The 12,629-nt window shown below is 51.7% G+C and carries 7 protein-coding genes and 1 tRNA gene; 4 read left to right on the top strand and 4 right to left on the bottom strand.

Going from position 1 to position 12,629, the window contains the following annotated elements:
• Positions 1-28 precede the first annotated feature (28 nt).
• Positions 29-102 (bottom strand) — tRNA-Cys (locus DZK30_RS23675).
• Between the two features lie 181 nt (positions 103-283).
• On the opposite strand from DZK30_RS23675, the gene DZK30_RS23670 reads away from it, so the two are divergent.
• On the top strand, positions 284-1,156 hold the full coding sequence (locus DZK30_RS23670) for a nucleoside phosphorylase (RefSeq protein ID WP_205529554.1): 873 nt from the start codon (positions 284-286) through the stop codon (positions 1,154-1,156).
• A gap of 455 nt (positions 1,157-1,611) precedes the next feature.
• Here DZK30_RS23670 and DZK30_RS23665 read toward each other — a convergent pair whose 3' ends face one another.
• Positions 1,612-2,685 carry an Omp28-related outer membrane protein gene (locus DZK30_RS23665; RefSeq protein WP_162903395.1) on the bottom strand — a complete coding sequence of 358 codons (1,074 nt, stop codon included), beginning with the start codon at positions 2,683-2,685 and terminating at the stop codon, positions 1,612-1,614.
• Positions 2,686-2,942: 257 nt separating this feature from the next.
• On the opposite strand from DZK30_RS23665, the gene pbpC reads away from it, so the two are divergent.
• From pbpC to DZK30_RS23650, 3 genes are all read left to right on the top strand, one after another.
• Positions 2,943-5,303 carry a penicillin-binding protein 1C gene (gene pbpC / locus DZK30_RS23660; RefSeq protein WP_118976674.1) on the top strand — a complete coding sequence of 787 codons (2,361 nt, stop codon included), beginning with the start codon at positions 2,943-2,945 and terminating at the stop codon, positions 5,301-5,303.
• Positions 5,304-5,774: 471 nt separating this feature from the next.
• Positions 5,775-7,745 (top strand): zinc-dependent metalloprotease, encoded by a 1,971-nt coding sequence (locus DZK30_RS23655; RefSeq protein ID WP_162903394.1) that lies wholly within the window; start codon positions 5,775-5,777, stop codon positions 7,743-7,745.
• Between the two features lie 710 nt (positions 7,746-8,455).
• Positions 8,456-10,420, top strand: coding sequence for a M12 family metallo-peptidase (locus tag DZK30_RS23650; RefSeq protein WP_118976672.1), 1,965 nt, complete (start codon positions 8,456-8,458; stop codon positions 10,418-10,420).
• A 289-nt stretch (positions 10,421-10,709) separates the two neighbouring features.
• Here DZK30_RS23650 and DZK30_RS23645 read toward each other — a convergent pair whose 3' ends face one another.
• Both DZK30_RS23645 and DZK30_RS23640 read right to left on the bottom strand, forming a co-directional pair.
• The gene (locus DZK30_RS23645) at positions 10,710-10,961 is read right to left on the bottom strand and encodes a hypothetical protein (RefSeq protein ID WP_118976671.1); all 252 of its coding nucleotides are present in this window, start codon (positions 10,959-10,961) and stop codon (positions 10,710-10,712) included.
• Between the two features lie 170 nt (positions 10,962-11,131).
• Positions 11,132-12,619 (bottom strand): capsule assembly Wzi family protein, encoded by a 1,488-nt coding sequence (locus DZK30_RS23640; RefSeq protein ID WP_118976670.1) that lies wholly within the window; start codon positions 12,617-12,619, stop codon positions 11,132-11,134.
• Between the last annotated feature and the right edge of the window lie 10 nt (positions 12,620-12,629).

Genomic DNA, 12,629 nt, shown 5'->3' with positions numbered 1-12,629 from the left:
CCGGATAGACCAGCGGGATATTTTTACCTGGAGGTATCGAGCGGATTCGAACCGCTGTAGCAGCTTTTGCAGAGCTGAGCCTAGCCACTCGGCCACGATACCCTGTTCCTTGGAAGGTTGGCAAAGGTAATTAAGAATAGACACTTTCCAAACAGTTTTACAAATATTCTTTAAGCTCATCTTTCAATGATAATAAAGGCGTAATCTCTACTGATTATGCCGTAATGGATATTTACGTACTTTGAACGTTTATCTTAACCTCCAAATTTCTCTTTTACTGTCCATGATAGGCCATTCAGAACTGATCATTACCGATTCGGGCTGCATTTACCACCTCGACGTACATCCCGATGAGATCGCCCATACGGTGATCACGGTAGGCGATCCAGGTCGCGTACCCGAAGTATCAAAATATTTTGACCGTATAGAGCACCGGAAAGCCCATCGCGAATTTGTAACGCATACCGGCTATATCGGCAGCAAACGCCTGAGCGTGGTGAGCAGCGGCATTGGTCCCGATAATATCGACATTACACTGAACGAGCTCGATGCCCTGGTCAATATCGACTTCGCAAGCCGGATGCCGAAAGAAGAGATCCAGGCGCTCAATATTATCCGCCTGGGCACTTCCGGCTCTCTCCAGGAAGATCTGCCTGTCGATAGCCTGGTCGCTTCTACTTTCGGTATAGGGCTCGATAACCTTTTGCATTACTACCGGTTTGAGAACAATGCCGATGAGGCGTATATGCTGAAGGATTTCCAGAACCATACACTACTTTCCGGCAATCCGATCCAGCCTTATGTCGCCGAAGGTTCCGTGCGCCTGCTCAATCATTTCGGCGAGGGCTATACGCATGGTATCACCGTCACCTGCCCGGGCTTTTATGCGCCGCAGGGCCGGCGGCTCCGGCTTCCGCTCGCCTTCCCTACCCTGGTTGATACGCTCTCCACTTTTAGCAGCGGCATGCACCGGATCACCAACTTCGAAATGGAAACATCGGCGATCTACGGCCTCGGCAAGCTGATGGGCCATCATTGCCTTTCGATCAACACGATCGTAGCCAACCGCCAGGCAAAGACCTTTTCAAAAGATGCGCCTTCGGCCATCGACCATATGATACGGAAATCACTGGAGATCATTGCGCAAATACCTTAACCGGGCAAGGCCACATTATCCGGCAAAGATGACAGCGGCCGTAGCTTGTCTATGACAAGCAGCACAGGGTATGCTTTCTACCTTTGCACCGGTTAAGCGTGTGGTTCGATTCGCTAAAAGCTGTCCTCCGGGCAGCTTTTATTTTTGCCTGGCCTTTTCCTATCACAGCCAAACATTGGGGACAAGATTCGCCGTATACGGCTGTCGACATCCCTTGCTCAAAAAACAATAAGCTTCCCACCAGAGGCAGGAAGCTTACAGCACTGATTAGCCAGTCCCGGTATAGGTTCCCCGGAGGGGAGTCTCTGCAATACGATCTTATTTGATATCCCGATACAGGAAATATTTAAATAACTCGATCCATGATACCGCCTACCGGTGGTATCATGCTGCCCTTTCGATGGGTTTAGGGACCGGAGGGTATTTATTTCCTATACCGGGATAGTCATTAAACTTTACCGGGTTACGGAAAGGCGTTGTACCAAACGGCCATCCTTGCTACTGATGACTACATTGTAAAGTCCGGCCTCCATAGCATTCAACGGCAAGGTAAAGCTGTTCTCGCCCTGAACCAGGTTATTGTTCTCGCTGGCATAGGTAGTGCGGCCCAGCATATCGGTGATATGAATAGCGACCTGCTGCTGCGCAGTAGCTGAAATAGACAGGGTTGCGGTCTGCGATGCCGGATTGGGATAGATCGAAGCTTTGGCTACACCTTCCAGCTTATCGATACCTGTGGTGGCTGCCTTCGCCTTTTCGGCATTGATTACCTCATATTTACCATTGTTCATTTTAAAGAGGACCACAAAAGCAGATAGTTTGGTCTTGTTCCAATCAGATTTGATGCTCACTTTAAAGGTCTTCGAAAATTCGGCATTAGCGGCGGTGGATGCCGTTCCGATCTGCTCGCCCCATGGAGTGCTCGCCAGTTCGGTGCCGGTTGTTGCCATTGCGCCCCGCAATACGTACGGATGCTTGGCAGGGCCCCCGGATACGCCATTCTGAGCGGCTTCAACCTCATCTTCGGCAAGCAATACCGTCATGTAATACTGCCCGCTGGCGGCCGTCCAGAATTTGGCTTTGGCAGTTACCGTGATCGTTGTACCGGCAACCGATATATTGGCCGCAGCGCTGGCAACAGCTGCGGTGCTGTTGGCAGTGGTAACCTTACCTACGATGTCCTGCGAGGTGGCCGTTGGGCTGGCGCTTAGTGATCCTTCAACCGAACCTTTATTGATATAAAACGAAGGCACGGATTCTACGCCATAATTATCCGCCAGTGCATTACCGCCCGTGGCATTGATGGAAGAAGGGGTACTGGAAGTCTTTACGCCGATGATATATCCTTTGTCGCTGGTGGCGAGGTCGGCTTTCAATTGCTCCGCGGCAGGCTTGCCATATGCGCCGCAAGGTCCGCACCATGTTTCACTAAATAAAAAGACAACGGAACGGGTTTTCTGCTGCGGTGTTTGGGCATAGAGGCCAAAAGCAAGGCCACATGCCAATGCGCTGAGTACGGTTTTCTTCATAGAAATCTTCATTAAGGTTAACAATTTTAATTAATATCAATGAATAAATGTAATGCGCTTCCGGCGACTGCACACTAATTTTAACATTAATTAACGATATTATACTATATGTTTTCTATTTTAAAACAACGAACTAAATTCTTAAATAATCTGAATTGGGTGCCTGGAAGAGCCTTGGCGCAAAATACGGCCCGCGCTGCCGCATCCCGCCGGGAAATCCGTAACTTTAGCCCGCGCCTCGTCAAGAGCCCTTATCTATGTCCCTTCACATCCGGCAACGGCTGAAAAGATTACGCAATCGCCTTACCCGTAAAAGCTTTCTGAAACGCGGCTTTCATATCGTGCTCGCGCTCTGTTCACTGTTTGCCTTGCTCGATGTGCTCTTTCCGTTAAAACCAACTCCTGAATATGCGCCGCTGGTGCGGGCGGCAGATGGGACGCCTTTATATATGTTCCTCACCCGTGATCAGCAATGGCGTATGTTCACTACCCTGGATGAAATCACACCCGAGTTGCGGCAGGCTATCGTGTTCAAAGAAGACAAGTACTTTTACCGGCATGCCGGCATCAATCCCCTGGCCGTAATAAGAGCCGGCTGGAACAATCTATTCCGGCTGAAACGGACCTCAGGCGCTTCTACGATCACCATGCAGGTGGCCCGCCTGCTTTCGCCCAAAAAACGCAGCTATGGCAATAAGCTGATAGAAATGTTCAGGGCCCTGCAGCTTGAAGGACATTATAACAAGGACGAGATATTACAGCTGTACCTGAACCTGGTACCCTACGGCTCCAATATACAAGGTGTAAAAGCCGCTTCGCTGCTGTATTTCGGCAAAACGCCGGATCAGCTGTCGCTGGCCGAGCTTACGGCGCTAAGTGTGATCCCCAACCGTCCCAACTCCCTGGTTATAGGCAAGGACAATAACCGCATCCTGGCGGTGCGCAACAAGTGGCTGGAACGCTTTGGCGCAGCCGGCTTGTTTGCACCCGATGTGATCCGGGATGCGCTGGCCGAACCGCTCGATGCTTACCGGCACAATCCGCCGCGGACTGCACCGCAGATGGCTTTGCGGCTGCGACGCGCCTATCCTGGTGTGCTCGATATTACCGCTACGATCGATGCCGGTCTGCAGCGGAAAGCCGAAGAGTTGGCTGCCCAATATGTTTCGGCCTTAAAGCTGCACCAGATCCACAATGCGGCAGTGATCGTGATCGACAACCGCGACCGGCAGGTCAAGGGCTATATCGGCTCCTCCGACTTTTTTGACAAAGAGCATCACGGCCAGGTCGACGGTGTGCAGGCCCTGCGCTCCCCCGGCAGCGCCCTGAAGCCCTTGCTGTACGGGCTGGCTTTCGATAAGGGACTGGCTACGCCAAAAACGGTGATAAACGATGTACCCATCGACATGAAGGGCTATACACCAGAAAATTATGATCTCGATTTCAGGGGAAAGGTAACCGTGGAAGAGGCCCTGAGACAATCGCTGAACATACCTGCCGTCAAGCTGCTGAATGCGCTGGGCACGCCCGTGTTCATTAATGAATTGCATGCAGCGGGCTTCCGGTCGGTATGGGACAGCCGCAAAAAACTGGGCCTTTCTATGATCCTGGGCGGCTGCGGGGTGCAGCTGGATGAGATGGCAGCCCTGTATTGCACCTTTGCCCACGAAGGCTTGTACCGGCCGCTGCAATGGCGTATCGACAAACAAAGCAACAGCGCCAGGCACACAGATACGCTACGACTGCTGAGCCCGGGCGCCAATTATATGCTGAGCCAGATCCTCTCGGAGCTGCGCCGCCCCGACCTGCCTAATAACTTTGCTAACGCTGCCAATATACCACATGTGGCCTGGAAGACGGGCACCTCTTACGGACGGCGCGATGCCTGGAGCATAGGCTACAACCAGCGGTATACCATTGCGGTATGGATCGGCAATTTTTCGGGCCAGGGTGCGCCGGACCTCAATGGCGCGGGAACGGCCACGCCATTGCTGTTCCAGTTGTTTGGCGCGATCGACCGCAATGGCAACGAAGAATGGCGACCTGCGCCAACCGACCTCGCCTACCGCCTGGTATGCACCGAGAGCGGCAAGGTACCTGGCGATTATTGCACGACCACCCTTAGCGATACCTACCTGCCGGGTATCTCGGACAATGCGCCCTGCCGCCACCTTAAGGAGGTGTACCTGTCAGCCGACGAGACATTTGCGTATTGTACCAGCTGCCTGCCGCCAACCGGCTACAAGATCAAAAGCTTCCCCGATATCGATCCCGAGCTGGCTTCGTTCTATGAAAGCCGGCATATCGCTTACGATAAGGTACCGGAACACAATCCGGCCTGCAGCCGCTATTTTGAAGGCAGGGCGCCGGTGATCAATTCGCTTACCGGCGGCGCCACTTATCTCATTACAGACAAAGGCAAGCAACAGCTGCAGCTCAGCTGTGCGGCCGGTAGCGATGTACATACTGTGTACTGGTACATCAACGATCGCTACCTGGGCCGTTGTACCAAAGAGGAGAAGCTGTTCTTCATTCCCGCCGATAATAACATCAAGGTTTCCTGCACCGACGATAAAGGCCGGAACAGCGACCTTCAGATCAGGGTGAAATTTATCTGAGCCACAAATAGTGTGGCCGGTATCTGCCAGCTTTTCCTCTTGTGGGCATTAAGGTGATAATAGTATAACCGGCATCTCCTGCTCTTGTCCTAAATTTTCCCTTACAAAAAGAATAAACTACGTTAAAATATACTTTCAGGCTCAGAAGAGCAGCACGCAAACCCCTGCCGGCTAAACCCTTACACCAACACCAATTCACCGAAACATAAGCCTGGAAAGACTTTCAGGTTTTCACCTGAAGCATTTCGCCCCTGGAGAGGATATATTTGTTAAACGCCGGTTATCACAACGCCATTGCCCTCTTTTGCCTTAAAACCTGCTGCCCGGAACCAATCTTTTCATTGTATAAACTTACATTCCTTGTTTGTGAGCCCCTTCGCATACCACCTTTTACCTGCATGGATCGGCGATGGCCCTGACGGTAGCCGGCGTTTTATGGTAACCTTTTTTTTCTACACCAAAACCTGTTTTATGAAGAAACAACGTTTATCCATTCTCCTGGGCATTGGCCTGTACCTGTGTACTGGCATAGCCATGGCCCAAACCAATGATCTGCGCCCGCTCGACCGGCAGGTAAGCCAGGCAAAGACGCAAGGTCTTTTCACCAAAACCTATTCTTTATTCCACGAGGAGCAGGGCCTGGCCAAGAGAGCAACCGACCAGGTAGTGACCGATGCCACTTACCTGCAGCTGGAACCGGAGCAAACACAACGTCTTTTCCGTGAGCGTCCTGAAGCGCTCACCCTCAGCATCCCGGTGGCCTCGGCAGCGCCGCTGGAGCTGGAGCTGGTACAGCAAAGCCCCCTGGATAAGAGCTTCTTTGTGAGCACCAGCGCCGATATCAATAAGCCGGTAAGCTATACGCCCGGAGTATACTACCGCGGCATAGTAAAAGGCATGCCACAGACCACCGTTGCGATCAGCGTGTTTGAAGACGAGATTATCGGCATAGCATCCACACCCAACCAGGGCAACCTGGTATTGGGCAGGCTGCAGGCCCAGGGCAATGGCGGCGGCTATATCCTGTATTCAGACATGAATTTGCATGCGCCACCTCTGCCCCCCTGCCAGGCCGTGGAGCCCCTCGGCTATACCGAAAAGATGCGGGAATACCTCAATGCACAGGCAAAGCCTACTGCCGACAAGTGTGTGAAAGTATTTCTCGAATGCGACTATGCACTCAATACGAACAAAGGCGGCGTGGCCGGTGCCACCAATTTTATTACGGCGGTGTTCAATAACATTGCCGTGCTGTATGCCAATGAGTCGATCACCACAGCAGTATCGCAGGTGATGGTATGGACCAGCCAGGATCCCTATTCGACTACCAATTCCAACACGGCGCTGAACACCTTCCGCACAACCAGGACCACCTTTAACGGTGATATCGCACACCTGGCAGCGCTTGGCGGCCAGAACATAGGCGGTGTAGCCTGGATCGATATTTTGTGCAACAATACCTACCGCTATGCTTACAGCAATATCTACAGCAACTACAGCACCGTGCCCACTTATTCGTGGTCGGTAGGCTGTATGGCACATGAAATGGGCCATAACCTGGGCTCGCCGCATACCCACAATTGTACTGCCTGGAGCGGCGGTGCGATCGACGGCTGCGGCCCTGCAGCCGGCTATCCCGAAGGCACCTGTACAGCCCCGGTTCCTTCGCCCTCGGTAGGCGGAACGATCATGAGCTATTGCCACCTGCTTTCGGCCGGTATTAATTTCAACAACGGCTTTGGCCCCCAGCCCGGCAACCTGATCCGCAGCCGGGTCAATGCCGCTACCTGCCTGTCGTCCTGCACTACTTCCGGCTGCACTACCAACAGCGCGACGCTGACCATTGTGCTGGATAATTATCCGGAAGAAACCAGCTGGAACATCACGAACAGCGCCTCGCAGGTGGTAGCATCAGGCGGTACCTATGGCAGCTCTCCCGACGGATCTACCATTACCGTTCCCCTTTGCCTGCCCAACGGCTGCTATACGCTCACCATGCTGGATGCTTATGGCGACGGCATCTGTTGTTCCTACGGCAACGGTTCCTATACACTGAAGAATAATGCCAACAATGCCGTGCTGGCCAGCGGTGGGCAATATACCAGCCAGGACGTGAAAACTTTCTGTTTCAATGCAGGCATGCCGCCCCAACAGGGAAGCATGAGCAATATAAGCAGCCTCAACGATGCCGGCTTTATGGTATATCCCAATCCTGCCCGCGACCTGCTGCATGTGCGCTGGACCGGAACCGGAACAGGCGCCGCACAGATCACGTTCACCGACCTTGCCGGCAGGAAGATCGCAAGCTATACGGTCAACAGCGTAGCAGGCAAGAACAGCTTCGATATACCCTTGCAGCAAATGCCCACCGGCATGTACCTGCTGCAGCTGGATAACGGCAGCGCCCGTTTCCAGCAGAAAGTAATGGTGCAGCAGCGTTAAAGCACCATATATAACTGCTGATAAAGGGGCCGTAGTGCCCCAAAGGTCCCAGGCCTGTTGCATTTCGAATCGTTCGATGTGACAAAGCCTGGGACCTTATTTTTGCCGTAGCCCTACCCCATTCAACAGAACCCCGATCCACCATTTGGGAGATGGTTTTCCCCCTATTGCCCTTTCGCAGTACGTTTGGGATACCTGCTGCCTTTCAGCGTTACATTTTTTATCTATCGCAATAAGCGAAAAATCACCTCCGATATAATCAGTAAACAGTGCTATCTAAGGTCCTGTCAGCGAATACCGCATGATCATGCAGGCATTAAAAATGCGTGTTTTGCAACAATAAAACAATCATTTTATTAAAATATTCTTTCTTAAAAAAGAATGTATTGTTAAACCAATCTGTTCCTTTAAAAGCCCACTCTCGTTAATAACCTGCAAATTAGCGTTTTATTTCATTTGAAAGATGAGGGCCTATTTATCCGCAACTGCTACAGGTTTTTACCTGTAGTTTATTTTTATGAAGCAATCTTAGATTTGTTGCGCAACCTGCCGGATCGTTCCTGTAACCTGTCTCTTATGAAAACGATCCAATCTTATTGTTAACCGTCTAAACTTGCATGCCTTGTCTGTAAGAACCATCATCTTTATAACCAACCCGGAGCCGGCGTTTGCATAAAAAAATACATTCTTTCATGTAAAAAACGCTACTTATGAGAAAACAGTATTGGTCTTTATTGTTAGTGGGAATATGCGGATTGTACAACCCCCTGCGTGCGCAGCAACCGATCGACAAGCAGGTAAATGCCGCACGGGAACAAGGTCTCTTCAGGCAAACCTTCACTCCTTTTACCAAAAACACCAGCGCTGCCCGGCCTGCCGCAGCCTCGCTGGTCGACAACGCCACCTATCTGCAGATGCAGCAGGAACAAACACTTCGTATCTACAACGAGCATCCTGCCGCACTGACCTTGTCCTTACCGCAGCAATCGGGTCAGGAACTGGAACTGGAGCTGGTACAGCAAAGCCCCTTCGCTCCCGGCTTTTTTGTGAGCACCAGCAGCAGCAATAACCAGCCGGTATCCTATACACCGGGTGTTTATTATCGTGGCAAAGTAAAAGGAATGGAGGGCTCGGTTGTGGCCGTAAGCGTGTTCAAAGACGAGATCATAGGCGTGGCCACTACGCCCGATAAGGGTAACCTGGTGCTGGGCCGGCTGCAGAATAGCGGCCAGGATGACTACATTCTCTATTCTGACCTGGACCTGAAGCAGTCCTCTTCCTTTAGCTGTGATGCCGAAATGCCGCTGGGATATACCGAAAAGATAAGGGAATATCTTTCTGAAGCCGCACGCCCCACAGCGGATAAATGTGTAAGGGTATACCTGGAGTGCGACTATCGTACCAATCAAAGCAAGGGAGGTGTAACCGGCGCTACCAATTATGTAACGGCGATCTTCAACAACCTCGCCACGCTTTATGCCAACGAATCGATCACGACGGCGATCTCGCAGGTATTTGTATGGACCACACAGGATAACTATACGGCATCATCTACCTCTTCGGTATTGAATACCTTCCGTAGTACACGCACTACTTTCAACGGGGACATCGCCCACCTGGTATCGGTGCGCAGCGGTGGCGCAATGGGCGGTATCGCCTGGGTGGATGCCTTATGCAGCTCTTATCGCTATGCGTACAGCCAAATCCTGGCAAGCTATAGCAATGTACCGACCTATTCCTGGTCGGTCGAATGCATGACCCATGAAATGGGCCATAACCTGGGCTCACCGCATACCCACAATTGCGCGGCCTGGAGCGGCGGTGCGATCGATGGCTGCGGCGCTGCCGCCGGCTATCCCGAGGGCAGCTGTTCCGCCCCTATTCCTTCATCTGCGGTAGGTGGCACGATCATGAGCTATTGTCATCTAACTTCCACTGGCATTAAATTCAGCAATGGCTTTGGCCCGCAACCCGGCAACCTGATCCGTAACCGGGTGGCTGCAGCGTCCTGCCTGGGTTCCAACTGCAGTACAACACCGCCGGCCGGCTGTACCGATAACGCGGCTACCCTGACCATTGTGCTGGATAATTACCCTGAAGAAACCAGCTGGGATATTAAGAATAGCGCCGCACAGGTGGTGGCTTCCGGAGGCACTTATGGCAGCTCGCCGGATGGATCTACCATTACAGTTCCCCTTTGCCTACCTAATGGCTGCTATACACTGACCATGAAGGACGTTTATGGCGATGGTATGTGCTGCTCCTACGGCAACGGCTCCTATACCTTGCGGAAGAATGCGGATAATAGCGTGCTGGCCAGCGGCGGGCAATTTGGCACCCAGGATGTGAAGACTTTTTGCTTCAATGCCGGTCTTCCCTCACAGGGTGGCTTGAACAATGTAAGCGGCCTTGCCGCCAATGCGGGTTTCAATGTATATCCCAACCCTGCCCGTGATGTGCTTCATGTACGCTGGAGTGCAGTTGAGGCTGCCGCTGCGCAAATGATGCTGACCGATATAGCCGGCAGGAAGATCGCCGTTTATACGACGAATGGCGTAGCGGGCAAAAACAGCTTCGATATCATGCTACAACAACTGCCAGCCGGCATGTACCTGCTACAGCTGGAAACAGGCGGCAATCGCTTCCAGCAAAAAGTGATGATACAGCAACGTTAATCCCATCCCGCTTTTGGCGCCGGATACGATATCGGGCCTATCCGAAAGGGCTAAGGTAAATGGAGTCCCAGAGCATTGCATACATGCTTAATGGCCTTCATCAAGGATAAATACAAAAGGGGCTGTCCGTATTTTTGGACAGCCCCTTTCTCATTATTCTGATACACCCTAACGTCTTTGACGACAATAAAGGAAGAATGTTTAAGCGCCAGCGCAAACCTGAGCGGCAGACAACCAGCCTCCGAATCCCGGCAACAATAACAATAATACGTATTGTGCGGGGAGGAAACTAGAACAGGCTGATGGATTCCATAAGAGTCCTGTTCTGCTCTTCTGTGTGATAGATAGCCGGATGGCGGGCATCGAGGTCCCTGCGGCCGAGGCGCAGCACTTCGTTAATAAAGCGGATCCGGTCTTCGAGAAAAATATAACTTCCGGCAGCGGCCTTCATTTCTGTGGCGAACTGTTCGGGATCCAGGTATCTATCAGTGAAATGATCAAAGTAGAAATTTTTCGCGGACAAAGCAATGGTTTGATTCATATGGTTCTAACTTTTAGGCTAACGATTCACCTATAATGCTGCTAAAACTGTGCCAATAATCAGCATTTTATATACCTCTAATATTTTATACCATCAGCCCATAGCTTGCAGGCTGAAAATCAGAATACTAGAAAGCATTAAAGAATTAATTATGCACAAAAATCACCCTATCACCACCCTTTGCTCAAGCTGATCAGGCCACCGATACTGTTATACAATAAGCCGCCTTGATCTCCGGCAAGCGCAAAACCGATGCGGAAACCGTTCTTCAATGGTCGTGACGCCTCGATATAGCCGCTGAATTGTTTCACTCTTGTAAAGTATGGAGGCGGCCCCGGACTACGGAGCTCAGCGCCGGAATGGCCGAAGGGACTCGATCCCCAGGTACCATAGTTGAGCGAATAAGTGGCTTTGGCAGTAACGGACCAGCGGTACAAATTGCCCATAATACCGGCATGAAATGCCATTACACGATTATTGACGATATAGTCGTTAACACTGCCATGTGGTAAACCGGCGCGCATATATTGCCGGTTAGTGAGCAGCGGCGAGCCCAGGTTCTGCTGCTGGTAGGTCCAGCCTTCGGTATACATGCCATTATAATAGTTCTCGTCGCCGGAGGGCGTTATTTTAGCATTGGGCTCCCCGCCCTGGCTCTTGGTATAGAGGAATTCAACCAGCACTTTTTGCCAGCCTATGGTCTCCTTGCTCTGTTCCTGTCCGTTGGTGAGGCTAAGTCCCCATAATCCATCCTTGATGTTGCTGAGGTGGTACAAACCGCCTACATCGTAGAAGAACTGGTGGTAAGCATTGATCTTAACACGGCTGAGGTCTATCTCTATACCCTGGTCGATCGAGCCCAGGTGATTACCCACTTTGGAGCCATGATAAGTAGTTCCAGTGAGTGCTTTGAAAGCGGTAGGCAAAGGCGCCAGGTCCCAGTCGTGGTAATATCTGTTCTCATCGCCCCAGAATACCTGGTGGTTGAAGCCGCCGTAGAGCTTTACCTTCCAGCTGTCTTTTCCCAACCTGCCGTAAAACGATTTCTGATGATACCAGGTATCGGCGTTAACGCCGGGCATATACAAATTGGTCTCAGTGCCGATAGAACCGATATAACCGATGGCAAAGTTGCCTTTTATAGATAAAACGCCGTTAGTAAACGGTACCTTCCAGTAGTCGGGAATACTAAGCTCCAGCTTGGGAATGCCCAAGGCATTGCCCGATACGGAAAAAGCGCCGCTGGAGAGGTTGCTGTCTACGAGGCCCATACGATCGCGGGAGCGACCCGCTTTTATTTCAAATATATTCAGCCGGGCTTTAAGATAGGCTTCCACGAGGATTAGCTGCGCCCGGTTGCCCAGGTTGGTGCGTGCCTCCACAGCACCACCCCAGTCGGGCTTCCAGTCTTGCGTCCGCTCTTTATAGTCACGGAATACATAACCCGAAAGCGATCCCGAAACACCATCCAACGGAATGCTGCCATATTGGTTACTGCGCATCCAGAAAGGCACCTGGCCGTTGCTGGCGCCTATCGCCATTACCGATAGTCCGTAATGAAACCTGCCAGCCGTATCGTCCGGCGCTTGTGCTTTTACCGTTCCCGCACAGCAGGCCAGGGTTACCAGCAATGCCCATCTTTTGATCATCGTTTGCATGTTTGGATCG

It is taken from the genome of Taibaiella koreensis (genome assembly GCF_003545715.1).
GTDB lineage: Bacteria > Bacteroidota > Bacteroidia > Chitinophagales > Chitinophagaceae > Taibaiella > Taibaiella koreensis.
The sequence above is the reverse complement of the archived record's forward strand: the minus strand, read 5'-3'. Positions and strand labels throughout refer to the sequence as shown.